The organism is Reyranella soli (assembly GCF_007992495.1).
Classification (GTDB): Bacteria; Pseudomonadota; Alphaproteobacteria; order Reyranellales; family Reyranellaceae; genus Reyranella; species Reyranella soli.
Genome location: NZ_BKAJ01000020.1, coordinates 96636 through 119091, shown reverse-complemented (window position 1 = coordinate 119091; position 22456 = coordinate 96636). Strand labels below are relative to the sequence as shown.

At 67.3% G+C, this 22456-nt stretch carries 21 protein-coding genes; 9 read left to right on the top strand and 12 right to left on the bottom strand.

Features of this window, described 5'->3' with window-relative positions:
• Positions 1 to 38 precede the first annotated feature (38 nt).
• Both RSO01_RS06085 and RSO01_RS06080 read right to left on the bottom strand, forming a co-directional pair.
• A complete protein-coding gene (locus tag RSO01_RS06085) occupies positions 39 to 1541 on the bottom strand; it encodes a Ppx/GppA phosphatase family protein (protein ID WP_170302869.1) in 1503 nt (500 codons plus the stop codon).
• Between the two features lie 201 nt (positions 1542 to 1742).
• Complete coding sequence (locus tag RSO01_RS06080) at positions 1743 to 3911, bottom strand: RNA degradosome polyphosphate kinase (protein WP_147147212.1); 2169 nt, start codon at positions 3909 to 3911, stop codon at positions 1743 to 1745.
• A gap of 85 nt (positions 3912 to 3996) precedes the next feature.
• On the opposite strand from RSO01_RS06080, the gene RSO01_RS06075 reads away from it, so the two are divergent.
• Complete coding sequence (locus RSO01_RS06075) at positions 3997 to 4521, top strand: SixA phosphatase family protein (protein ID WP_147147210.1); 525 nt, start codon at positions 3997 to 3999, stop codon at positions 4519 to 4521.
• 106 nt (positions 4522 to 4627) lie between these two features.
• Here RSO01_RS06075 and RSO01_RS06070 read toward each other — a convergent pair whose 3' ends face one another.
• Genes RSO01_RS06070 through RSO01_RS06050 form a run of 5 tightly spaced genes read right to left on the bottom strand, consistent with a single transcriptional unit; the run spans position 4628 to position 8770 of the window.
• Positions 4628 to 5407, bottom strand: coding sequence for an SDR family oxidoreductase (locus RSO01_RS06070; RefSeq protein WP_147147208.1), 780 nt, complete (start codon positions 5405 to 5407; stop codon positions 4628 to 4630).
• 12 nt (positions 5408 to 5419) lie between these two features.
• Positions 5420 to 5881 carry a DUF2147 domain-containing protein gene (locus tag RSO01_RS06065; RefSeq protein WP_147147206.1) on the bottom strand — a complete coding sequence of 154 codons (462 nt, stop codon included), beginning with the start codon at positions 5879 to 5881 and terminating at the stop codon, positions 5420 to 5422.
• A gap of 23 nt (positions 5882 to 5904) precedes the next feature.
• Positions 5905 to 6588, bottom strand: coding sequence for a P-loop NTPase family protein (locus RSO01_RS06060; RefSeq protein ID WP_147147204.1), 684 nt, complete (start codon positions 6586 to 6588; stop codon positions 5905 to 5907).
• 3 nt (positions 6589 to 6591) lie between these two features.
• Positions 6592 to 7674, bottom strand: coding sequence for an AI-2E family transporter (locus RSO01_RS06055; protein WP_147147202.1), 1083 nt, complete (start codon positions 7672 to 7674; stop codon positions 6592 to 6594).
• Between the two features lie 22 nt (positions 7675 to 7696).
• Positions 7697 to 8770, bottom strand: coding sequence for a DUF2066 domain-containing protein (locus RSO01_RS06050; protein ID WP_147147200.1), 1074 nt, complete (start codon positions 8768 to 8770; stop codon positions 7697 to 7699).
• A gap of 58 nt (positions 8771 to 8828) precedes the next feature.
• Here RSO01_RS06050 and purM point away from each other — a divergent pair, with 58 nt between their 5' ends.
• Genes purM through RSO01_RS06035 form a run of 3 tightly spaced genes read left to right on the top strand, consistent with a single transcriptional unit; the run spans position 8829 to position 10797 of the window.
• Positions 8829 to 9914: a phosphoribosylformylglycinamidine cyclo-ligase gene (gene purM / locus RSO01_RS06045; RefSeq protein WP_174825918.1), complete on the top strand. Its 1086-nt coding sequence runs from the start codon at positions 8829 to 8831 to the stop codon at positions 9912 to 9914.
• Positions 9902 to 10552 (top strand): phosphoribosylglycinamide formyltransferase, encoded by a 651-nt coding sequence (gene purN, locus RSO01_RS06040; RefSeq protein ID WP_147147196.1) that lies wholly within the window; start codon positions 9902 to 9904, stop codon positions 10550 to 10552. Before purM ends, purN begins: the two co-directional genes overlap by 13 nt.
• 41 nt (positions 10553 to 10593) lie before the next feature.
• On the top strand, positions 10594 to 10797 hold the full coding sequence (locus RSO01_RS06035; RefSeq protein ID WP_147147195.1) for an aa3-type cytochrome c oxidase subunit IV: 204 nt from the start codon (positions 10594 to 10596) through the stop codon (positions 10795 to 10797).
• A gap of 70 nt (positions 10798 to 10867) precedes the next feature.
• On the opposite strand, the gene ndk is transcribed toward RSO01_RS06035, so the two are convergent.
• Positions 10868 to 11290: a nucleoside-diphosphate kinase gene (ndk, locus tag RSO01_RS06030; protein WP_147147193.1), complete on the bottom strand. Its 423-nt coding sequence runs from the start codon at positions 11288 to 11290 to the stop codon at positions 10868 to 10870.
• A gap of 113 nt (positions 11291 to 11403) precedes the next feature.
• Between ndk and RSO01_RS06025 the strand changes: the two genes are divergently transcribed.
• Complete coding sequence (locus RSO01_RS06025; protein ID WP_147147191.1) at positions 11404 to 13317, top strand: ABC-F family ATP-binding cassette domain-containing protein; 1914 nt, start codon at positions 11404 to 11406, stop codon at positions 13315 to 13317.
• Positions 13318 to 13326: 9 nt separating this feature from the next.
• Here RSO01_RS06025 and RSO01_RS06020 read toward each other — a convergent pair whose 3' ends face one another.
• Positions 13327 to 14559, bottom strand: a complete 1233-nt coding sequence (locus RSO01_RS06020) for an MFS transporter (RefSeq protein WP_170302868.1) — start codon at positions 14557 to 14559, stop codon at positions 13327 to 13329.
• Positions 14560 to 14677: 118 nt separating this feature from the next.
• Between RSO01_RS06020 and RSO01_RS06015 the strand changes: the two genes are divergently transcribed.
• On the top strand, positions 14678 to 15715 hold the full coding sequence (locus RSO01_RS06015) for a cyclase family protein (protein ID WP_147147187.1): 1038 nt from the start codon (positions 14678 to 14680) through the stop codon (positions 15713 to 15715).
• A 9-nt stretch (positions 15716 to 15724) separates the two neighbouring features.
• Positions 15725 to 16810, top strand: a complete 1086-nt coding sequence (locus tag RSO01_RS06010; protein ID WP_147147185.1) for an FkbM family methyltransferase — start codon at positions 15725 to 15727, stop codon at positions 16808 to 16810.
• Positions 16811 to 16865: 55 nt separating this feature from the next.
• On the opposite strand, the gene RSO01_RS06005 is transcribed toward RSO01_RS06010, so the two are convergent.
• Both RSO01_RS06005 and RSO01_RS06000 read right to left on the bottom strand, forming a co-directional pair.
• Complete coding sequence (locus tag RSO01_RS06005) at positions 16866 to 17318, bottom strand: DNA polymerase III subunit chi (protein ID WP_147147183.1); 453 nt, start codon at positions 17316 to 17318, stop codon at positions 16866 to 16868.
• Positions 17319 to 17337: 19 nt separating this feature from the next.
• Positions 17338 to 18831, bottom strand: coding sequence for a leucyl aminopeptidase (locus tag RSO01_RS06000; protein WP_147147181.1), 1494 nt, complete (start codon positions 18829 to 18831; stop codon positions 17338 to 17340).
• A 145-nt stretch (positions 18832 to 18976) separates the two neighbouring features.
• Between RSO01_RS06000 and RSO01_RS05995 the strand changes: the two genes are divergently transcribed.
• Positions 18977 to 20308, top strand: a complete 1332-nt coding sequence (locus tag RSO01_RS05995; protein ID WP_147147180.1) for a UDP-glucose dehydrogenase family protein — start codon at positions 18977 to 18979, stop codon at positions 20306 to 20308.
• 11 nt (positions 20309 to 20319) lie between these two features.
• Positions 20320 to 20913, top strand: coding sequence for an NUDIX hydrolase (locus RSO01_RS05990; protein ID WP_147147178.1), 594 nt, complete (start codon positions 20320 to 20322; stop codon positions 20911 to 20913).
• Here RSO01_RS05990 and RSO01_RS05985 read toward each other — a convergent pair.
• On the bottom strand, positions 20870 to 22447 hold the full coding sequence (locus RSO01_RS05985; protein WP_147147176.1) for a hypothetical protein: 1578 nt from the start codon (positions 22445 to 22447) through the stop codon (positions 20870 to 20872). The genes RSO01_RS05990 and RSO01_RS05985 overlap by 44 nt on opposite strands.
• Positions 22448 to 22456: the final 9 nt, after the last annotated feature.

The following is a 22456-nucleotide window of genomic DNA, read 5'->3' as shown; positions in this document are numbered from 1 at the left end:
CATCATGATCATGAGCGGGCCAGAGGCCCGCGCTCCCGCTATGACGTGACGATCACCGGTTCCAGGTCGAACGCTTCCGCCGCGCTCTCCAGGCGCCGCGCGGTCACGTCGCCCAGGCTGCCCTTGGCGGCGGGCGGCACGAGCAGGCGCAGTTGGCGCTCGGTGCGGCGCAGCTGGACCTGCGGCAGCAGCCCAGGCGCGCCGCCGCTCAGGTTGTAGGCGAGCCTGAGGCAGGCGCCGAGACGGCGGGCATAGGCGCGGCTCCTGCCGTCGGTCAGGTGCAGCGCGGTGTCGAGCATCGCCGCCTTGGGATCGCTCTTGTAGCGGTAGGCCAGCGTCATCGCGAGGACGGCGCGCTCGCGATGGCTCATGCCCGGCGCCGGCAGGTGCAGGACGCGAATATAGGCCTGCTCGGCGCGATAGTCGGGATGGTCGTTCCACGAGATATCGCTGAGATGACAGGCCGCCGTGCGTAGGACGCGCTCGGCCTCGCTTTCGCCGGCGAACACCGGGGTCAGCCAGTCGAAGATCTCCGCCGGCGCCAAATCGAAGCGCCGCCAGTCGGCGCCCTGCTCCTCGGCGAAGGCGATCAGGGGATGGCGCGCCCGCTCCGCTTCGCTCAGCCGCGAATAATAGAACCCCTCGCGCAGGCCGAAGGCGGAGAACACCACGTTGCGCGGCTTGAGCGCCGCCAGCAGCCGGTCGAGCGCCAGGCAGGCGAGCGGCAGGGTATCGGTGCGCCGGCGCGACACGCCCGGCATCTTCTCCAGCGACTTGGCACTTTGCACGGCGATCAGGCGTGCCACCGCGCGCGCTTCCTCGGCCGGGATGTCGTAGTGATGGATGATGTGCAGCGGATAACCCGCCTGTTCCATGTGCAGGCGCGCGAAGGAACGCCAGGCGCCGCCCACGGCGTAGAAAGTCTTGCCGGTCTCCTCGCGCAGCCAGCGCACGTTCTCGATGGCGTCGACGACGATCTTCTTGGGATCGCCTCTGCCCGACGACATCAGCCTGAGCGGACCCACCGGCAGGGTGCTGGAGGCGCCCAACCGGCCCTGCCCCACGGCCACCAGCTCAAGGCTGCCGCCGCCCAGGTCGCCCATCACGCCCGAGGCGTCGGGCATGCCGCAGATCACGCCGTAGCCCGAGAAGCGCGCCTCGTCCTGGCCGCTCACGATATGCGGCTTGATGCCGGGCCGGCTCGCCAACTCGCGCATGAAGTCCGCACCGTCGGCGGCATCGCGCACCGCCGCCGTCGCCAGCAGGTCGAGCGACGTCACCTTCATGTTGTGGGCGAGCGTGGTGAAGCGGTCGATGTTGGCCAGTGCCATCTCGACGCCTTCGGGATTGAGCCGGCCGGTGGCGTCCAACCCCCTCGCCAAGCCGCACAGCACTTTCTCGTTGAACACCGGCAGCGGCGCACGGCTCGCGCGCTCGTAGACAACGAGACGGATCGAGTTCGAGCCGACGTCGATGATGCCGACGCGGCCCTTGCCTAGGGTACTGTCGGGGCCCGGACCCGCGGTTGCCTCACCGTCCATGCGCGTCCGTCTAACCGAAACCGCATGGAATTGCATGGGCGATTCGACCGCGACCCGACGCCGCTAAAGGACGCACATCAAGTTCCTCTCCCCCGCTAGGGGGAGAGGCTAGGTGAGGGGGAATCGACGTGCGTAGCCCCCTCACCCAACCTCTCCCCCTATCGGGGGAGCGGAGCCCGATAAAGATCACGTCGTGCAGATTCAGGAACTCAGGACCAGCCGCGGCACGGCGCCGCTCAGTTTCAGGGCACTGCCTCGGCCCGAGAGCGACGGGTTGGTCATGAAATAGTGATGCGCGATGAAAGGTTCCTTGGCGACCGGCGGTCGGCTGTAGGTGCCGTCGGCCGCCATGATCCAGCTCTGGCCGTCGTCCTTGAGGTTGGCGACCATGATCTGGTCGAGCACCTGCTCGTGCACCGTCGGATTCTCGACCGGGCAGAGCAGTTCGACGCGACGGTCGAGGTTGCGCGGCATCCAGTCGGCCGAGGAGATGAAGACTTTGGCATCGGGCGACGGCAAGGGCTTGCCGTTGCCGAAGCAGACGATGCGAGCATGCTCGAGGAAGCGGCCGATCATGCTCTTGACGCGGATATGCTCGCTCAGGCCAGGCACGCCGGGCCTGAGGCAGCAGATGCCGCGCACAACGAGATCGATCTGAACGCCGGCCTGCGACGCGGCATAGAGCCGGTCGATCAGCTTGCCGTCGACCAGCGAGTTGAGCTTGGCCCAGATCGCGGCGTGACGGCCAGTCTTGGCATTGTCGATCTCGGCATCGATCAGGCTGTAGAGGTCGGGCCTGAGCGTCACCGGCGCAAAGGAGATCTTCTCCATCCGCTCGGGCCGGGCGTAGCCCGTCATGTAGTTGAACAGGCGCGCCGCGTCGCGGCACATCGCAGGATCGCAGGTGAAGAACGACAGGTCGGTGTAGATGCGCGCGGTGATCGGGTGATAGTTGCCTGTGCCGAAATGCACGTAGGTGCGCGTGGCCTGCGCCTCGCGCCGCACCACCATCGAGACCTTGGCGTGGGTCTTGAGGTCGATGAAGCCGTAGACGACCTGAACGCCGGCGCGCTCGAGATCGCGCGCCCAGCGGATGTTGGCCTCCTCGTCGAAGCGCGCCTTGAGCTCGACCAGCGCCGTCACCGTCTTGCCGGCCTCGGCCGCCGAGATCAGCTCCTTGACGATCGGCGAATCGTGGCTGGTGCGGTAGAGCGTTTGCTTGATCGCCACAACGGCCGGATCGCGCGCCGCCTGGCGCAGGAACTGCACGACGACGTCGAAGCTCTCGTACGGATGATGGACGACGATGTCCTTGGCACGGATGGCGGCGAAGCAATCGCCGCCGAAGTCGCGGATGCGCTCGGGAAAGCGCACGGCGTAGGGCTCGAACGTGAGGTCCGGCCGGTCGTCGATGATCACCGCCTTCACGTCACCGATGTTGAGCATACGATCGAGATGGAAGACGTGGACGGTCGGAGTCTGGGCCGGGATCTCGAGCTGGTCGAACAGGAAGTCGCGCAATTCGGCCGGCATGGCCGAGTTGACCGAGATCGAGATCAAATCGCCGCGGCGGCGGCGCTTCAGGGCGCTCTCGTAGAGCAGCACCAGATCCTCGGCTTCCTCGTTGATCTCGACGTCGCTGTCGCGGATCAGTCGGAAGACGGCGCGCTCGATCACCTCGTATCCCGGGAACAGGCGCGGCAGGTAGATGTCGACAAGGTCTTCCAGCGACAGGAAGCGGATCGACGAGCCGGGCAGGCGCACGAAGCGGTCGACCTGCGGCGGCAGCGGCAGCAGCGCCATCAGCGGCCGGCGGTCGTCCCTGCGCTGCAGCTTCAGGATGGTCGAGAAGCCGCCGTTGGGGATGAAGGGAAAGGGATGCGCCGGATCGATGGCAAGCGGCGTCAGGATCGGAAAGACCTGGTCGATGAAATACTGGTCCAGCCAGGTGCGCTCCCCGTCAGTGAGCTCGGACGGGTCGAGAACGGCGATGCCGGCCTCGCGCAGCTCGTCCTGCAGATTGGCCCATACCTCCTGCTGGCGGGCCATCAGGGTCGAGGCGCGCTCGCGGATGGCGACGAGCTGCTCGGCCGCACTCATGCCGTCGTCGCTGAGCAGCGACGAACGGGTCTGCAGCATGTCGACCAGGCCGGCCACCCGGACCATGTAGAACTCGTCGAGGTTGTCGGCCGAGATCGACAGGAAGCGCACGCGCTCCAGCAGGGGCTGGCGCTGGTTGCTGGCCTCCTCCAACACCCGCATGTTGAAGGCGAGCCACGACAGTTCACGATTGATGAAGCGGCGCGGGCTGTCGGGTGTAATCTCGAGGCCCGGGGCGACTTCGCTGGCGGTCGTATTGAGGGCGTCCATATGGGAAACGGTAAACCCTCGACATGACGGTGTCATGGCAATTCAATAAGCTCTTGTTCCACAAGGATTTTTGCCAGATCAGCCCATGAAGACCCTGCTTCTCTTGCGGCACGCGAAATCGGCCTGGAGCGACCCCCGGCTGGAGGACCATGACCGCCCCCTGAACGGGCGTGGCGAGCGGTCGGCCAAGGCCATGGCCGACCATATCGCCCGCCAGGGCCCCCGCCCCGACCTGATCCTGTGCTCCACGGCCATGCGGACGCGCCAGACGCTGGCGCCGCTCCTGAAGCGGCTGGAAGGCCCCGCGCCCCCGATTTCGCTGGAGAACGGCCTATACCTCGCCTCAGAGGACGCCCTGCTGGGCCGCCTGCAGGCCGTGGCCGACAACGTGCCGACGGTGCTGCTGATCGGTCACAATGACGGGATCGGCCAGCTTGCGGCCGACCTGGCCGGCGATGGCCCATCCGACGCGCTGGCCGCGCTGCGAGCGAAATACCCGACCGGCGCCCTGGCCGTCCTGCGCGCGCCGGACGGCTCGTGGCGCGAGCTCAAGCCGGGCTCGGCGAAGCTCCTGGAGTTCGTCCGCCCGCGCGACTTGGCAGTCACCTAGTCTTCCGGACCGCCGGCCTCTGACCGGCTCATGATCAAGCTCTTCCGGACCGCGCGCTCATGATCATGAGGCGCGCGGGGACGCGCGCGGTCCGGAAGACGTAAGACTAGTACGTCCCCGGATACTGCCCGCCGTCCATCAGCAGGTTCTGGCCGGTAATGTAGCTCGCGTGCACGCTGCACAGGAAGGCGCAGGCGGCGCCGAACTCCTCCGGCGTACCGAAGCGGCCGGCCGGGTTCATCTTGGCGCCCGCGTTGTACTCCTCCTCGTAGCTCTTGCCGCTCTTGGCGGCGCGTGCCCGATAGGTGCCGCGCAGGCGGTCGGTGGCGAACGGTCCCGGCAGCAGCCCGTTGATGGTGACGCCATGGCGTACCGTGACTCGCGCCACGCCGGCGACGAAGCCGGTGAGGCCCGATCGCGCGCCGTTGCTGAGGCCAAGGATGTCGATCGGCGCCTTCACTGAGCTCGACGTGATGTTCACGATGCGACCGAAGCCCCTCTTCATCATGCCGTCGACCGACGCCTTGATGAACTCGATGGGCGTTAGCATGTTGGCGTCGATCGCCTTGATCCAGGCATCGCGATCCCAGTCGCGGAAGTCACCGGGCGGCGGGCCGCCGGCATTGTTGATGATGATGTCAGGCTCCGGACAGGCCGCGAGCACCTGCTTGCGGCCGGCATCGGTCGTGACGTCGACGGCGATCGGCGTCACCTTCACGCCGGTCTTCTTGCGGATCTCCTCCGCTGTCGCCTCGAGCTCGGCCTTGGTGCGCGCGTTGATTACCAGATCGACGCCTTCTTCCGCCAATGCCATGGCGCAGCCCTTGCCCAATCCCTTGCTTGCCGCGCAGACGATCGCCTTGCGGCCTTTGATGCCCATGTCCATCGCTTCGCTCCTTTAATTCACGCGAGTCCAAAGTTGCGTTTCGCCGAACATCGGCGCCCCGACATAGCCGCGCAGGCGCAGCTTGCCGTCCGGCTGCAGGCTGATGTTGGCGTTGTAGATCTTGCCGTTCTCGCCGTTGTAGATCTGGCCTTCCTCGAAGGTGTTGGGATCCGAGGTCTTCTTGAAGCCCCAGATCAGCGGCATGCCCAGCACCTTGCGGCCGCGCAGCGCCGAATCGGTGTTGCGCCAGTCGGTCGCCACCTCCGGCGAGACGACAGTGCCGTCCGGCCCGCGCGGTTCGATCAGGGCGACGATCGTGCCGCAGATCGGCCCAATCTTGGCGTCGGCGCACGCCGCGATGCGGACCTGCGCCTTGCCCGATGCCGTGAGCCAGGTGCCCATCACCGTACCCTGCTGCGCCGAGGCGCTCGACGCCAGCATGCCGAGCAACGCGGCCAGCAACATGCTTCTCATTCTTGTCCCCTCCCTCGCGCCGCTCAGGGCGACGCCGACAGCTCAGCCAGCACGTCGGCCGCCAGCCTGCGGTCGATCTCGCGGCGCTCGGCCAGCGCGCGCCGGTCGAGAGCCGCGACCACGCGGCGCGCCGCTTCGGCGGAACGCTCCATGTGCGACACGAGATAGTGCACGACGCCAGGCGCCGCGTGCAATTGCCGATCAGCGAGCTGCTTCAGGATGATCGAGCCCAGCAGCTCGTCGTCCGGCGCCGCCACGGCGACGGCAGGCGCCGCGCGCAGCCGCGAGGCGAGATCCGGCAGGGAGATCTGCCAGTGCGCTGGCAGAGCCTGGGCGACCACCAGCAGATAGCCGCGGTGCTCGCGCGCGAGATTATAGAGATGGAACAGCGCGCGCTCAGGCGCATCCTGGGCATCGTCGATCGCGATCGTGGGCGATGCCGCGATCAGTTCCGACAGATCGGCGACGCTCTTGCCGTCGAGGTCCCTGCCCTCGATCACCAGTGCGCCGGCGCGCTCCGCCCAGATGCGGGCCAAGTGGGTCTTGCCGCAGCCCGGCGGGCCGCCCAGCGCCAGCGCCGGCGCCGGCCAGTCGGGCCAGCGATCGATCCAGGCCAGCGCCTCGCGATTACCGTCGGCCACCACGAAGTCCTCGCGGGCATAGGTCGGTGGCGGCAGGGCGAGGTCGAAAGTGAGCTGGCGGGCCATCGCTCAACCGGCATCGGCGCCGCGATAGTACTGACTGTCGCGGTAGCGGCTGATCAGGTGACGCACCAGCACGCCGACCACGGCCGCCACCGGGACGGCGATCAGCACGCCGACGAAGCCGAACAGCGCACCGCCTGCCAGCAGGGCGAACATGATCCACACCGGATGCAGCCCCACCCTGTCGCCGACCAGCTTGGGCGAGAGCACGTTGCCCTCCAACATCTGGCCGACCAGGAAGACGACAGCGACCTTCACGACGCCTATCCAGTCCGGCGGGAACTGCACAAGCGCCATGCCCAACGCCATCACCGCGCCGACGAAGGTGCCGACAAAGGGGATGAACGAGATGGCGCCGGCGATCAGGCCAATCACCAGGCCGAACTTCAGGCCGACCAGCGACAGGCCGATGGCATAGATGCTGCCGAGCGAGATGCAGACCAGGGCCTGCCCACGCACATAGCCGGCGATAGCGGCGTTGGATTCGTGGGCGAGCTTGCGGATCGTGTCGGCATTGTCGCGCGGCAAGGCGCCGTCGATTGCATCGACAAGCCTCTCCCAGTCACGCAGCAGGTAGAAGGTCACGACCGGCGTCAGGAACAGCAGCGCCAGCAGGTTGAAGAAGGCGAGGCCGCCCTGCGCCAGCTTGCCGGCAACGGCCCCGGCGACCGACAGCACCTGGCCGGCGCGCTGGGTCAGCTCGGCCTGCAGTTCGTGGAGGCTGAGCGGAGGCAGGTTGAGCCGCTCCCGGATCGGGTCGATCAGCGGCGTTATCCGCGCCGCCAGCTTCACCGTGTAGTCGGGGAAGCTCAGGATCAGCGACTGAAGCTGGCTGAACAGCGGCGGCAGGATGGCCATCGCCACGCCGACGGCGATGAGCACCGCCAGAACCGTGACGGAGGTCGTCGCCCAGGTGCGCGACATGCCGAGCCGCTGCAGGCGCACGACGACCGGATCGAGAAAATAAGCAACGACGACGCCGACCACGAAGGGCAGCAGAATATCGTTCAGTAGCCACAGCAGCAGCAGGAAGACGGCGGCCATCGCCACCCAGAAGCGCCAGCGCGCCGACGGGCTGATCACGGTCATCCTTCAGCCCGCCCAGCCGAGATCAGCGGACCTGCAATCGCCACTTGTCGGCATCCTTGTCGAGCACCAGGCCGGCCGAGGCCAGCGTGCGCTGCAGCTCATCGGTGGTACCGAAATATTCCAGGCGGAGCTCGGCGCGATCGGATTCGAGCTGACGCACGACCACGCCCTTCACCGCCGGCACACTGCCCAGCCGCTGGCGCACCTGCACCCAGTCGCCGAGTGCCCGGATCGGCACATAGACGTCGAGTGTGTCCTGCGAATCGCGGCGCACCGTGGCGACGCTACGCCATTGCTCGTCGAGCTTCTGATGGATCTGCTGAGCGGCGGTGGCAAGCTGCGTCGAATCGGGGACCGTCGTCCGCGGGATCTCGCTGCGCGCACCGGTCTGCGCGTCGTAGCGCAGGCCGCCGACGGTCAGAGGTCCACCATCCTTGCTGCCCTCGACGATCGCCACGACGATGGTCGGCGCGCGATAGCGCTCGTTGAGGCGGGCGAGAGCCGAGACATCGCCAACATACAGCTCCTCGGCCGTCACGGCGTTCTGGTCGAGTTGGTCGCCGCGCAGCACCGTCACCGGCACGGCGCTGCTGGAGGTGTCGAGCGTCCGCCAGGCCTCGCGCCAGGCGTTGCTATCGTTGAGCGGCTCGACGCCCGCCTGGCCCTTCCACAGCGGAATGACCAGCGCCGGACGCGACACCGTCTCAGCGACCTTGACGCCGGCCTGGCTGAGCCAAGCTTTCACCGGATCGGGCTGGAACACGACGTTGAGCGTGGCGATGTAGCGGCCGGGCGCGGAACGCTCGCGCACGAACTCGATGCCGCGCACCATGCCTTCGAGGCTGGCGTCGCCGGGAATCGTCACGCGGGCGCGGTCTTCCGGCGCCACGACGCGGTCGACCAGCATCTTGGCCGCCTTGCGCCGCGCCTCGGCGATGCCCTGCTGGCGCGCCTGCACGGCGTCGGGCGCGGTCACGTCGACGTCGACGCCGGTCACCGTGTAGGTGTTGCTGCCTTGGGCGAATGCGCCGCCGGACAAGGAAAAAGCCGTCAGCAGGGCGAGAAGGATCGTGGAAAACCAGCGGACTGGCGGCATTGCGGGGGTCCGGTTTTTGGCTATGTTCGCGGCCACCTGTCTAGCGAATGAGCCCGGCTTGAGCAAACAAGGCCACAACAGCCCACCCCTGACCTACAAGGACGCCGGCGTCGACATCGACGCAGGCGACGCGCTGGTCGAGCACATCAAGCCGTTGGCGCGCAGCACCAACCGATCGGGCGTCATCGGTGGGCTGGGCGGATTCGGTGGTCTGTTCGATCTCAAGGCTGCCGGTTTCAAGGATCCGATCCTGGTCTCAGGCACCGACGGCGTCGGCACCAAGCTCAAGGTCGCGATCGAGGCGGGCATTCCCGACACCGTCGGCATCGACCTGGTGGCGATGTGCGTCAACGACATCGTCGTGCAGGGCGCCGAGCCGCTGTTCTTCCTCGACTACTACGCCAGCGGCAAGCTCGACGTCGAAGCCGGCCGCCGTGTCGTCGCCGGCATCGCCGAAGGCTGTCGCCAGGCCGGATGTGCGCTGGTCGGCGGCGAGACTGCTGAGATGCCCGGCATGTATGCCGCGGGCGACTACGATCTCGCGGGATTCACGGTCGGCGCGGCCGAGCGCGACGAGTTGCTGCCGCGCCCCGACATCGCGCCGGGCGACGTGGTGCTGGGGCTCGCTTCGAACGGCGCCCATTCCAACGGCTATTCGCTGGTCCGCAGTATCGTGGCGCGCAGTGGCCTGGGTTATGCCGCCCCAGCGCCGTTCGCGAAGGGATCGCTTGGCCAGGTCCTGCTCGAGCCGACGCGCATCTACGTCAAGTCGTTGCTGGCGACGATCCGCAGCACCGGCGCCATCAAGGGACTGGCCCACATCACCGGCGGTGGGCTGCCCGGCAACGTGCCGCGCTGCCTGCCGGATGGAATGCGCGCGCGGCTCGATGCGCGGCAATGGCAGGTGCCCGCGGTCTTCCGCTGGCTGCGCGAGACGGGCCGGGTGCCGACCGACGACATGCTGCGCACTTTCAACTGCGGGCTCGGCATGATCGTCGTCACCGCGGCCGGCGATGCCGCCAAGGTCGCCGCGGCGCTCAGCGAAGCCGGCGAGAGCGTGACAACGGTGGGCAGCATCGAGGCCGCACCGCAAAGCGAAGCCGACTGCGTGGTCGATCACGCCGAGAGCCTATGGCGAAGCTGAAGGTCGGCATCCTGATCTCGGGCCGCGGCAGCAACATGGCAGCACTCATCGAGGCTGCCCGGACGCCGGACTATCCGGCCGAGATCGCCGTCGTCGTGAGCAACGTGGCGAGCGCGGCCGGGCTCAAGACCGCGCAGGAGGCCGGCGTGCCGACCGCGGTGGTCCCGCACAGGGAGTTTCCCGACCGCGAGAGCTTCGACCGCGTCGTGTCGGCGGAACTGGAGAAGCACGGCGTCGGCCTGGTGGCCCTGGCGGGCTTCATGCGCATCCAGAGCCCGTGGTTTCCCACGCACTGGAAGAACCGCATCGTCAACATCCATCCCTCGCTGCTGCCGTCGTTTCCGGGCCTGCGCGTTCAGCAGCAGGCGATCGATGCCGGGTCCCGCATCAGCGGCTGCACGGTACATTTTGTCACGGCCGACCTCGATGCCGGCCCGATCATTGCCCAGGCCGCGGTGCCGGTCCTGCCGGAGGACACCGCCGACACGCTTGCTGCGCGGATCCTGCGCCAGGAACACCGCCTGTACCCGATGGTGGTGCGCTGGTTCGCAGAGGGCCGCCTGTCGGTCGCGGGCTCCCGGGTGGCGGTCGCCGGGGTGCCGCAGGGCGCCACCCTCCTCTTCTCGCCCGCCCCCTAGTTCGCTATAAGAACCGCACCGAAACGAGGAACGATCAGACTATGGCCGACCAGCAGGACAACTACCCCGCCCATCTCAGCACCTACACTTCGTTCAACAAGCTCGTGCTGTTCACGATCCTGTTCGTCGTGCTGCTGCTGTCGTGCATGGCGCTGGGCCTGGTCGGCAACGCACATATCTTCGCCCTGCTGCTCGGTATCGGCGGCACCTTAGCGCTGCTGGTGGCCTTCGCCGTCATGAGCTGACGCTCCGGCCAGACGACAAAAAGAAAGCGGCCCACCTGGGCCGCTTTTTGTTTGCAGACGGTTTCGTCGCTTAGCCGACGATCTCGCAACCGGCGAAGAAGAAAGCGATCTCGATGGCGGCGTTCTCGGGCGAGTCCGAGCCGTGCACGGAGTTGGCCTCGATCGATTCGGCGAAGTCCTTGCGGATCGTGCCGGCGGCGGCATTGGCCGGGTTGGTGGCGCCCATGATCTCGCGGTTCTTGGCGACGGCGCCCTCGCCTTCCAGCACCTGCACGACGACCGGGCCGGACGTCATGAACTTGCAAAGGTCCTTGAAGAACGGCCGCTCTTTGTGGACGCCGTAGAAGGTCTCGGCCTGCTGCTGGCTCATCCAGATGCGGCGCTGGGCCACGATGCGCAGGCCCTTCTCCTCGAACCGGGCGTTGATCTTGCCGGTCAGGTTCCGGCGGGTCGCGTCCGGCTTGATGATCGAGAAAGTGCGTTCGACGGCCATAAATCCCTCTTCAGCGTGTGCTTTCAGCGCGTGGGCGCGCCTTATAAACGCGGGGTTCCGCAGCGGCAAGCCGGTTGGACCGGGCCTTTCCGCGTGCTAAACGCCGCGGCCCCATGCTGCACGTCAACGACCTCTCCTTTCGCCACGGCGAGCGCGTCCTGTTCGACCGCGCCTCGGCGGCCATTTCCGACGGCTGGAAGGTCGGCCTGGTCGGCCGCAACGGCGCGGGCAAATCGACGCTGCTGCGCCTGATCCAGGGTATGATCGAGGCCGACGGCGGCAACATCAACATGACTGGCCGCATGCGCATCGGCTCGGTGCCGCAGGACCCTCCTGGTGGCGACATCACGGTGCTGGACGCCGTGCTGGCCGCCGATGTCGAGCGCACCGCACTGCTGGCCGAGGACGCGACCTGCCACGACGGCCACAGGCTGGCCGAGATCCATGCCCGGCTCGAAGAGATCGGCGCCGCCTCGGCCCCGTCACGGGCGGCCTCGATCCTGAACGGCCTCGGTTTCGACAATGCGGCCCAGGCGCGGCCCTGCGGCGAATTCTCCGGCGGCTGGCGGATGCGCGTGGCGCTGGCCGGCACGCTGTTCAGCAATCCCGACCTGCTGATCCTCGACGAGCCGTCGAACCATCTCGACCTCGAGGCGATGCTGTGGCTGACCGAGCATCTGCGGCGCTTCCGCCACACCCTGCTGATGGTGAGCCACGATCGCGACCTGCTGAACGACGTGTGCGACCACATCGTGCACATCGACCAGCAGAAGCTCGTCACCTACAACGGCAACTACGACCGTTTCGAACGCACGCGTGCCGAGCGGCTCGAGCACGACGCCGCTCAGCAGGCCAAGGTGGCCGCCCAGCGCAAGCACATGCAGGCCTTCGTCGACCGCTTCAAGGCCAAGGCCAGCAAGGCGCGCCAGGCCCAGTCGCGCATCAAGATGATCGAGAAGCTGGGGCCGGTCGCCACGGTGCCGGTCGACGAGCGGATCGCCTTCAACTTCCCGGCACCCGATCACCTGCCCTCGCCGATCGAGACGATCGACGAGGTCACGGTCGGCTATGGCGACGGCCCGCCGGTGCTGCGCAAGCTCGACCTGCGCCTCGACATGGACGACCGGATCGCGCTGCTCGGCCAGAACGGCAACGGCAAGTCGACCTTCATCCGGGTCCTGTCGGATCGCCTGAAGCCGCGCGAAGGCCGGATCAGGCGATCGTCGAAGCTGCGCGTCGGCTACTTCTCGCAGGATCAGGAAGAGAGCCTCGACTACGAGGCCACGCCGTTCAACCACATGTCGAGCGCGCTCGGGCCAACGGCGGGCGAGACCAAGGTGCGCGCCCAGCTCGGCCGCTTCGGCTTCAGTCGCGACCGCGCCGATCTCAAGGTCGGCCTGCTGTCGGGCGGCGAGAAGACGCGCCTGCTGCTGTCGCTCGCCACGCGCAACGCCCCTCACCTACTCCTGCTCGACGAGCCGACCAACCATCTCGACATGGATGCGCGCGCCTCGCTGGTCGACGCCATCAACGACTTCGACGGCGCCGTCGTGCTGGTGAGCCACGACACGCACCTGGTGAAGCTGGTCGCCGACCAGCTCTGGGTGGTGGCCGACGGCAAGGTGACGCCGTTCGACGGCGATATCGACGACTATCAGGCCAAGCTGTTGCGCGAACGCAATGGCGGCAAGAGCGGCAAGGCAGGCAAGCGCGAGCGTGAGGCGCCCGCGGCAGCACCCCCGCCTGCCTTCGAGCCTGCGGCCAAGAAGGAGCAGCGCAAGCAGTCCGCCGATTCGCGGGCCAAGCGCGCGCCGCTCAAGAAGACGCTGGAGAACCTGGAGAAGGGCATCGCCAAGCTCAACAAGCAGCGCAGCGACATCGAGGCGAAGCTTGCAGCGCCCGAGACCTACAGCGATCCCGGGATCAACGTTGCCGATCTACAGCGCGAGAAGGTGCGGCTGGAGCGCGAGATCGCCCACGCCGAGCACGAGTGGCTGGTGGCGCAGGAAGCCTACGAAGCGGCGTAGCGCCCAGCGCTACTCCGCCGCGGCAGGCCGGGTCACGACCGTGGGCACGGTGTTCTGCCGGATGGCCATCACGAGGCCGGCATTGATGACGTAGAGCGCCACGGCGATCCAGAAGATCGCGGCGGCATGACCCGCCGTCATCAGCAGGCCAAAGCCGGGCGGCGCCAGGAACGAGCCGACATCCAGGCCGGAATAGACGAAGCCGAACACCTTGCCCGAGGCGCCGGGCGGCGTCGCGCTGCGCACGATCATGTCGCGCGACGGGCCGGTGGCGCCGCCCGCCGCACCGGCGAGCGCCAGCAGCGGCAGCAGCAGCTCCGGCGTCACCGCCTGCATGGCGATCGGCAGGGTGAGAGCGCCCGCCACCAGCAGGCCGAGCGTGGCGACGCGGTCATGGCGGCGGACGCGGTCGGCAAAGAAGCCGCCCACCAGCACACCACTGGCCGAGCCGACGATGAACACGATCAGGCAAAGCGCGGCATAGTTCTCGCTGACGCCGAACATGCTGACCCAGGCCGGCACCGCAAACTGCTGGATGCCGACCGTGTTGGCGGCGATCAGGGCGAAATAGACGAGGCAGAGCAGGATCGCCGGCTGCATGAACAGCGCGATCATGGGCTTGCCTGCCTGGTGGTGGTGGGTCGCCGCCCGATCCTTGATGCGATGGTCGACGAGCTGCTCACGATGGGTGAGCACCAGCACCGACAGGAGCACGCCGGGGATGGCGCCTATCATCGCCGCGCCGACCCAGCCGAACATGCTGTCGAGGAAGAACATCACCGGCGCCGCCGCCCAGCCGAGCGAGCCGCCGACGCCATGGATGCTGTAGGCGCGGCCGAGCCGGCCCGGATTCACCGAGGCGTTGAGGAGTGCGAAGTCGGCCGGATGGAATACCGAGTTGCCGGCGCCCGCGATCACGGCGATGGCGGCGAAGCCCACGAAGGAATGCGCGACCGATATCAGCGCCAGAGCGATGCCGATGACGAACAGGCCGCCGGCCAGGATCGGTCGCGCGCCGAAGCGGTCGACGGCAAACCCTGCCATGGTCTGGGTGATCCCCGACACGCCGTAGAAGATGCCGGTCAGCAGGCCGACCTCGGTGAAGCTCAAGCCCGCTTCCTGGCGCACGATCAGCAGCATCGTCGCGAAGGCGAGCTGATAAAAGTGGCTGGCGCCGTGGGCGGCGCCGATCAGACTGATGACACGAACGTCTCGGGACGCGGGTACTGCAGCAGCGGACATGGCGGCGGATGATAATCGATCCCCGACGGTTTCGATTGCGGAATTGTGCCTAGGAGCCATGCGTGCGCGATGCTGCACTGCAGGTTAGTCTCCCCGCGCATTGAAGGGAGATTCATCGATGAAGCGCTGGAAGCACCGCCCCGAAGGCTCGACCTGGGGCGATTGGGGTGACGACGATCAGCTCGGCCGTCTGAACCTCATCACGCCTGCAAAGGTGCTCCAAGGTATCGCCGAGGTGAAGGAGGGCCGCTCGTTCTGCCTCAGCCTGCCGCTCGATCTGCCGGGCGGCAACGTGCTGAACCCGCGCCGCCTGCCGCCGGTGCTGTCGCCGACCGGTGACGAGAATGGCTGGCGCTTCAACTTCCACACCAAGACCATCAACCCGTTGTTCGTCGACGTGGCGAGCGACGATCGCGTGATCCTGACGCTGCAATACTCAACGCAGTGGGACACGCTCGCCCATGTCGGCGGCTTCTTCGACGCCGATGGCGACGGCGTGCCCGAACCGCTCTACTACAACGGCTTCAAGGCGGGTATCGACGTGATCGGCCCGCAGCCCGACGCCGGCCGCGACGGCTGCGGACATTTGAGCTACGCCCACAAGCTCGGCGTCGAGAACATGGCGGCCAAGGCGATCCAGGGCCGCGCCGTCATGGTCGACCTCGAAAAGCACTTCGGCCGCGACCACAAGTACGTGAACTACGACGACTTCCGCAAAGTGCTGGAGGCCGACAAGGTCGTGGTCGAGCCGGGCGACATGCTGCTGCTCTACACCGGCTTCACCGACGAGATCGTCAAGATGGACAAGAAGGTCGATCCGGCGCGCGCCCATGCGATGTGCGCGGTGCTCGACGGCCGCGACAAGCGGCTGCTGCAGTGGATCACCGACAGCCAGATCTCGGCCCTGATCGCCGACAACTACGGCGTCGAGGCCGTCCCCGCCCTGCCCGGGCCGGACAACGCGGAGCATCCGTCGCTGCCCATCCACAATCACTGCCTGTTCAAGCTCGGACTCAATCTCGGCGAGATCTGGTGGCTGAAGGATCTGGCACTGTGGCTGCGCGACAAGAAGCAGTCGCGCTTCCTGCTGACGGCGCCGCCGCTGCGGCTGCCGGGCGCGGTCGGTTCACCTGCAACACCCGTGGCGACCGTGTAATCTGCCGGAATGGCATCGTCGTTTCCGGCGCTCATCGCCGAAAGTCTCAAGACCGAGAAGTTCAGGCTGCTCGACATCGGCTGCTCGGGCGGCCTCGATCCCCTGTGGCGGGCCTTCGAGCCCAGGTTGCAGGCGCTGGGCATCGATGCCAGCGTCACCGAATGCAAGCGTCTGGCGGAACTGGAGCGCAATCCCGACGTGGCGTACATCGCGGCCTTCGCGGCGCGATCGGCCGACAAGCCGATCGACATCTCGGCCGGGCCGGCGGCGCCGCTGATCATGAAGATGCGCGATCGCATGAGCTTCATGCGCACGCGCGAAATCCGCGACGCGCGGCTGAAGCAGGCCTCGACCGAGGAGCAGCTGCGCCACAATGCCTGGGAGATGACGGGGCTTGCCGATCCGAAGAAGCCCGTTGTGCTGCCCGACCTGCTGGCCGAGCGTGGCTGGAGCGATCTCGACTACATCAAGCTCGACGTCGACGGCGCGGACTTCGACATCCTGCAGTCCTTCGCCGGCCGCTTCGATGCGCTGCAGGTGGTCGCGGTGCAGCTCGAGGTCAACTTCGTCGGTGCGGGAGATAGCGAAGAGCACAGCTTCCACAACACCGACCGCTTCATGCGCGCGCACGGCTTCGATCTGTTCCGCCTCGACGTGCGCAACTTCTCGGTCCGCGCGCTCCCGGCTCGCTACATCTGGCCGACGCCGGCGGAGACGGTATCGGGCCGGCCGTTCCAGGGCGAGGCGTACTACGCGCGCGACGTGGTCGCGACGACCGGCCCCGCGCTCGGAATCGAGAAGCTCGCCAAGCTCGCGGCGATCTTTGCCGCGTGGCAGGTGCCTGACGCCGCTGCCGAGCTGTTGCTTGCACGCCGCGCCGAGTTCGCTTCCCAGTTCGACATCGATGCCGGCCTCGACCTGCTGGCGGCCCAGACGCAGCCCCAGCGCAGCCGGCCGCTGTCCTATCGCGAGTACATGGCGACCTTCGAGGCGGACCAGCCCGGCTTTTACCGCCCCGAGGGACCTGTGCCGACCTGGGAGCGCCTGAAGTCAGCCTGGCGCGGCTACTGGTTCCCGCGCGAGAAGCGTCATTAAGGGAGCGCGGGCCTCCGGCCCGCATTCATGAGCGGGCCGGAGGCCCGCGCTCCCATTAAGCCTTCTTCTCCCAGCCGCCGCTCGGCGTCTGTTGCCAGTAGACCACCGTGTGGCCCGCTGCCTTGTACGCCTTCCAGCGCTCGCGCGACTCCGTGACGGCGGTGTCGTCGCGACCGTCGAACAGCTCGAAGCAGCGCTTGTAGTCGCCGACCTTCTCCGAGCGCGCGCGGTCGGCCATGAACAGGAATTTCGCGCCGTTGGGATTCTCGTCGAGGTGCGTCAGCCAGATCGGCTGGCGGTCGGCCTCGCCGTCCTTGGCGGCGCCATGCGGCAGGAAGCCGTTAGGATCGCAGGTCCACAGATGCGTGTTCAGCGCATCGACGCGCTCGGGCGAGCCCACCATCACCAGCGCCCGCTCGCCCGCCTGCAGGGTCTTGGCCAGCAGGCGGGGCAGTGCGTCTTCAAGCGACGAACGGGTCAGGTGATAGAAGTTGACCTCGGTCGCCATCACGCCACTCCTTTGCCGATCACTTCTCGTAGTTGTCGGCGATCCAGGTATCGAGCAGGCGCACGCCGTAGGCGGTGGCGCCCTTGGGCGTCGTGCTGTCGCCCTTGCTCGACCAGGCCATGCCGGCGATGTCGAGATGCGCCCAGGCGACGCCCTCCTGCACGAAGCGCTGCAGGAACTGCGCCGCCGTGATCGAGCTGGCGTCACGGCTGTTGGTGACGTTGCGCATGTCGGCGATCTCGGAATCGATCATCTTGTCGTACTTCGACCCGAGCGGCAGGCGCCACAGCTTCTCGCCGATGCCGGCGCCGGCGGCGCGCAGCCGGTTGGAGAGCTGCGTGTTGTTGCTGAACAGGCCGGCGCGCTCGTGGCCCAGCGCCACGATGATGGCGCCGGTCAGGGTCGACAGCTCGACCATGGCCTGCGGCTTGAACTTCTCCTGGGCGTACCACATGGCGTCGCACAGGATCAGCCGGCCCTCGGCGTCGGTGTTGATGACCTCGACGGTCTGGCCCGACATGCTCTTGACCACGTCGCCCGGCCGCTGGGCGTTGCCGTCCGGCATGTTCTCGACCAATGCGCAGACACCGACGACGTTGGCGCGCGCCTTGCGGCCGGCCAGCAGGCGCATGGCGCCGGTGACGGCGCCGGCGCCGCCCATGTCCCACTTCATGTCTTCCATGCCGCCGGCGGGCTTCAACGAGATGCCGCCAGTGTCGAAGCACACGCCCTTGCCGATAAGCGCGACCGGCGCCTGCGACTTCGGTCCGTTCATCCAGCGCATTACCAGGAGCTGTGATTCACGCGGGCTGCCCTGGCCGACACCCAGCAGGACGTTCATGCCGAGCTTCTTCATCTCGGCCTCGCCCAGGATCTCAACCTTGACGCCGAGCTTGGTGAGCTCGCGGGCGCGGCGGGCGAACTCCGCCGGATAGAGGACGTTGGCGGGCTCGCTCACCAGGTCGCGGGCGAAGAACACCGCGTCGATGGTCGGCTCGAGCCGCTCGTAGGCGCGGCGCGCCTCGGCCGGGCCGGCGACGAAGACGGTGATCTGCTCTAGCGAATTCTTCTGCTCGGGCTTGTCCTTGGTCTTGTACTTGTCGAAGCGGTAGTTGCGCAGCCGCGCGCCGAGCGCGATGCGGGCCGCGATCTGGCCGGGCGTGAGCTTGCTGCCCTTGACCGGATCGACGGCGACGCTCACCGCCTTCTGGCCGGCCGCGTTGGCCTCGGCTGCGAGGATCCCGCCCAGCGCCTCGGCGCCGCGGGCGTCGAGCTCGCGGTTCTTGCCGACACCGAGCAATGTGAGGCGCGTGATGTCGCCGGCCTGGCCCAGCACGGTCAACGACTGGCCCTTGGCGCCGGTGAAGCGGCTGGCGTCGATCGCCCGCGCGACGGTCCCGCCGCCGTCGTTGTTGATCGATTGTGCAGTTGCCAGGAGTTGCTTGTCCGCCGCTACGAAGGCCGCGACATTGCCCGAGAAGGCCTTCGGAAAGGCCGAAAATTCCACTTTCATTCGGTTCCTCGTTTATGAACGGCAATTTTTCGCCCCTGCGGCGGGGCAGCGCAAGCAGCGAATCCTCTCTGAAATGCTGCAAATTCGGGGTGGCGTCTCGCTCTTGCCGACAGTATCAGTACCCGCCCCCAAAACGGACATGGAAATGACTTCAGCAACTCTCCCTCGCGTGTCGGTCGTCGGCCTCGGCAAGCTCGGAGCGCCGCTCGCCGCGGTGCTCGCCAGCCGCGGCTTCACCGTCATCGGCCACGACGTCAGCAAGGTACTGGTCGACTCACTGAACGCCGGCAAGATGCCGATCGTCGAGCCGCAGCTCAACGAACTGATCGCCGCCAACAAAGAGCGGCTCTCGGCGACGATGGATCCCAACGAGGCCATCCAGAAGAGCGACGCGACCTTCGTGATCGTGCCGACCCCGTCGGACAGCACCGGCTTCTTCTCCAACCGTTTCGTGCTGCAGGCGATGGAATCGCTCGGCAAGGCGCTGCGCAACAAGACGGGTTACCACATGGTGAACATCACCAGCACGGTGATGCCCGGCAGCACCGGCGGAGAGATCAAGGCGGCGCTCGAGGCCGCGTCCGGCCGCAAGGTCGGGGCCGATCTCGGCCTCTGCTACAACCCGGAGTTCATCGCGCTGGGCAGCGTCGTTCGCGACATGCTGTTCCCCGATTCGATCCTGATCGGCGAGAGCGACACCAAGGCCGGCGACGTGCTGCAGACCATCTATCTGCAGATGTGCGAGAAGAAGCCGCCGGTGCAGCGCATGAACTTCGTCAGCGCCGAGCTTACCAAGATCTCGGTCAACACCTACGTCACCACGAAGATCTCCTACGCCAACATGCTGGCCGACATCTGCGACCGCCTGCCGGGCGCCGACGTCGACGTCGTGACCAAGGCGCTGGGCGCCGACTCCCGCATCGGGGCGAAGTATCTGAAGGGCGCCATGGGCTACGGCGGCCCGTGCTTCCCGCGCGACAACGTCGCCTTCGCGGCCCTCGCCCGCAAGATCGGCGCCCGCGCCGACGTGGCCGAGGCGACCGACCGCATCAACAACCACCAGATCGAGCGGCTGAGCAGCCTGGTCGCCAAGTTCTCCAAGGCCGGCACGCGCATCGCCCTGCTCGGGCTCTCCTACAAGCCGCAGACGCCGGTCGTCGAGGAAAGCCACAGCGTCAAGCTGGCGGCCAAGCTCGCCGACGCGGGCTACATCGTGTCGGTGCACGATCCGCTGGCCCAGGACGCAGCCATCGGCGTGCTGGGCGACAAGGTCGTCGGCGCCTCCTCGCTCGAGGGCGCGGTGCGCGAGTGCGATCTCCTGATCGTCGCCACCGGCTGGCCCGAGTACAAGGAGATCGACCCGGCGTGGTGCAAGCGCAACGGCCAGCGCCTCACGGTGCTCGACCTGTGGCGCACGCTGCCGGCCGACAAGTTCGCCGACGTGGCCGACGTCCTCTACCTCGGCTCCGGCCGCTAGACTGCCCTGCCATGGCCGGTCCCGATCGGAAGCGGCCATGGAGAGTGTTGCGATCGAGCTACGCGGTCGCCGACCAGTGGCTGCGCCTGCGCAAAGACGTGCTGCAGGCGCCGGACGGGCAGGCGCTGCCGCCCTGCCCGGTCATCGAACATCCCGACTGGGTCGACGTGATCGCGCTCACGGCCGATCTCAACATCGTGCTGGTCGACCAGTACCGGCACTCGGTCACCAGCGTGCGCACCGAATTCCCCGCCGGCACGGTCGATGACGGCGAAGAGCCGCTGGCGGCCATTCAACGCGAACTGCTCGAGGAGACCGGCTATGCCAGCGACGACTGGCACCTCCTCGGCTCGGCGCCGGTCTATCCGGCTCTGCAGACCAATCGCATCTACTCGTTCCTGGCGCTGAACGCGCGGCCCGTCGGCGGTCAGGCGCTCGACGAAGGCGAGGTCATCGACGCCTACGAGCTGCCGCTCGCCGAGTTCATCGAAAAGGTGGTAGCGGGAGCGATCGAGCTCCCCGCGCTTCAGCTCGCCGGCCTGTGGTGGCTCAGTGCCCGGCTCACAGGGCGTGGCGTCCCCGGAATTTCAATACCTTTCCCTTGAGCGATTCGTCCTCGCGCGGCAGACCGGCCAGGACCTGGCTGCAGAAGGGATTGATGTTGGCGCCGACGTAGTTCGTGAAGGTGTGCCAGAACTTGTTGTAGATCACGTTGACGCCGATGAAGCGACGCGGCACGCGCCTTCCCTCCGGGCGCGTCTCGGCCTCGGTGGCGGCTGCGCGCTTGAACAGGCGCTCGGCGACCTTCAACCGCTTTTTGTCGATCGGCCCCATCTGGCGGCCGGCGCGCACCGGCTCGGTCGCCGTCTGGGTGGCGAGACCGAACTCGAAGATGAAGAGCTCGGCCGACGCGAGCTGCTCGGCGAACGGCGCGCGCTCGACACCCGGCAGGTCCGGCGGCAGGCCCTCGCACTCCTGCGGGATCAGGAGCGGCCCGGTGAAGCCCATGCCCTTCCAGGCCTTGGCGAAGCTGCTGACGAAATCCGGCCGCGTCGCCACCAGCATCAGGTTGGTCGAGCGCGGGAACGTCACGACCTGGTCGCAGACGAACGGCAGGGTGTGCGGCAGGTCGTAGGTCAGATCGTCGAACAGCTGCCATTCCAGGCTGGTCTCGACGAACGGCATCGTGGCGGGCTCGATCGCCTTGTCGAGGCCGGCGGAGTAGCGCTGGTAGGGCGTCTCGCGGTCGAGTCGGATCTCCTCGATCTCGACGTCGGGCCAGCCCCAGGTCTCGGCCTGGGCGGGCACGTAGGGCGTGGCGACGTTCCAGATGAAGCGGTCCTGGTCGTTCATCCGCGTGGCGCGCCCCTTGTTGTTGGCGGCGGCGACGCGCGTGTGGTCGCAATGATAGCCGAACAGCTTGTCGACCAGCGTGTCGACCCGGCCGCGATAGAGCGCCAGCCGCGCCGCCAGGTTCGAATCGCAGTGCCAGCCCAGGATCATGTCCTCGTCGAAGCCATGGATGGCGAACATGTCGTCGCGCAGCGCCGCCTGGAAGTCGCCCAGCGCGTCGTACTTCATCGGCATGTAGTTGTGGACGACCTGGTTGAGATGGAAGCGCACCGACCAGTCGCGCAGCTTGGCGAGGTTGCCCACCGGGTCGCGCCGGTCGAACGCGGCCTCCCACAGCATCTCGGGGATCTCGAAGCGTGGCACCTGGTAGAAGCCGTCGGGGATCGCGCCCAGGATGTCGCTAAGCGACTCCTTTTCATTGCGCGGCACCAGCAGCATGTCTGTGTTGGTGTAGAGGATCCAGCGGTTGCGCGGGTTGGAGCGCCGGAGCGCCACGTTGCGCGACTGCGCCTCGAGCGCCACCAGGTGCGTCTTGAGCCGGTGACGGACATGCTGGTCGGGCCGGACGCGCAGGACGCGCATCACCTGCTTGGCCTTGTCGGTCAGCGTGTCGTGGATCGCCTCGGGAAAGGTCGGATGGTCGTCCGGCGTGTTGTAGTCGACGAACAGGATCTCGTCGTCGGGATCGGACATCACCTCGGCCAGCGCATTGAAGCTGATCGCCGCGCGCTTGTGCAGGTTGTAGCCGTGGCTGTCGTTGCGGCCGTAGAGGATGACGGAGAACATTTTGGCCTC

Bases quoted from the DNA above. Each gene is read 5' to 3' on its own strand.
- RSO01_RS06085 (WP_170302869.1), bottom strand. From the start codon at position 1,541: ATGGACGGTGAGGCAACCGCGGGTCCGGGCCCCGACAGTACCCTAGGC.
- RSO01_RS06080 (WP_147147212.1), bottom strand. From the start codon at position 3,911: ATGGACGCCCTCAATACGACCGCCAGCGAAGTCGCCCCGGGCCTCGAG.
- RSO01_RS06075 (WP_147147210.1), top strand. From the start codon at position 3,997: ATGAAGACCCTGCTTCTCTTGCGGCACGCGAAATCGGCCTGGAGCGAC.
- RSO01_RS06070 (WP_147147208.1), bottom strand. From the start codon at position 5,407: ATGGACATGGGCATCAAAGGCCGCAAGGCGATCGTCTGCGCGGCAAGC.
- RSO01_RS06065 (WP_147147206.1), bottom strand. From the start codon at position 5,881: ATGAGAAGCATGTTGCTGGCCGCGTTGCTCGGCATGCTGGCGTCGAGC.
- RSO01_RS06060 (WP_147147204.1), bottom strand. From the start codon at position 6,588: ATGGCCCGCCAGCTCACTTTCGACCTCGCCCTGCCGCCACCGACCTAT.
- RSO01_RS06055 (WP_147147202.1), bottom strand. From the start codon at position 7,674: ATGACCGTGATCAGCCCGTCGGCGCGCTGGCGCTTCTGGGTGGCGATG.
- RSO01_RS06050 (WP_147147200.1), bottom strand. From the start codon at position 8,770: ATGCCGCCAGTCCGCTGGTTTTCCACGATCCTTCTCGCCCTGCTGACG.
- purN (WP_147147196.1), top strand. From the start codon at position 9,902: ATGGCGAAGCTGAAGGTCGGCATCCTGATCTCGGGCCGCGGCAGCAAC.
- RSO01_RS06035 (WP_147147195.1), top strand. From the start codon at position 10,594: ATGGCCGACCAGCAGGACAACTACCCCGCCCATCTCAGCACCTACACT.
- ndk (WP_147147193.1), bottom strand. From the start codon at position 11,290: ATGGCCGTCGAACGCACTTTCTCGATCATCAAGCCGGACGCGACCCGC.
- RSO01_RS06025 (WP_147147191.1), top strand. From the start codon at position 11,404: ATGCTGCACGTCAACGACCTCTCCTTTCGCCACGGCGAGCGCGTCCTG.
- RSO01_RS06020 (WP_170302868.1), bottom strand. From the start codon at position 14,559: ATGTCCGCTGCTGCAGTACCCGCGTCCCGAGACGTTCGTGTCATCAGT.
- RSO01_RS06015 (WP_147147187.1), top strand. From the start codon at position 14,678: ATGAAGCGCTGGAAGCACCGCCCCGAAGGCTCGACCTGGGGCGATTGG.
- RSO01_RS06010 (WP_147147185.1), top strand. From the start codon at position 15,725: ATGGCATCGTCGTTTCCGGCGCTCATCGCCGAAAGTCTCAAGACCGAG.
- RSO01_RS06005 (WP_147147183.1), bottom strand. From the start codon at position 17,318: ATGGCGACCGAGGTCAACTTCTATCACCTGACCCGTTCGTCGCTTGAA.
- RSO01_RS06000 (WP_147147181.1), bottom strand. From the start codon at position 18,831: ATGAAAGTGGAATTTTCGGCCTTTCCGAAGGCCTTCTCGGGCAATGTC.
- RSO01_RS05995 (WP_147147180.1), top strand. From the start codon at position 18,977: ATGACTTCAGCAACTCTCCCTCGCGTGTCGGTCGTCGGCCTCGGCAAG.
- RSO01_RS05990 (WP_147147178.1), top strand. From the start codon at position 20,320: ATGGCCGGTCCCGATCGGAAGCGGCCATGGAGAGTGTTGCGATCGAGC.
- RSO01_RS05985 (WP_147147176.1), bottom strand. From the start codon at position 22,447: ATGTTCTCCGTCATCCTCTACGGCCGCAACGACAGCCACGGCTACAAC.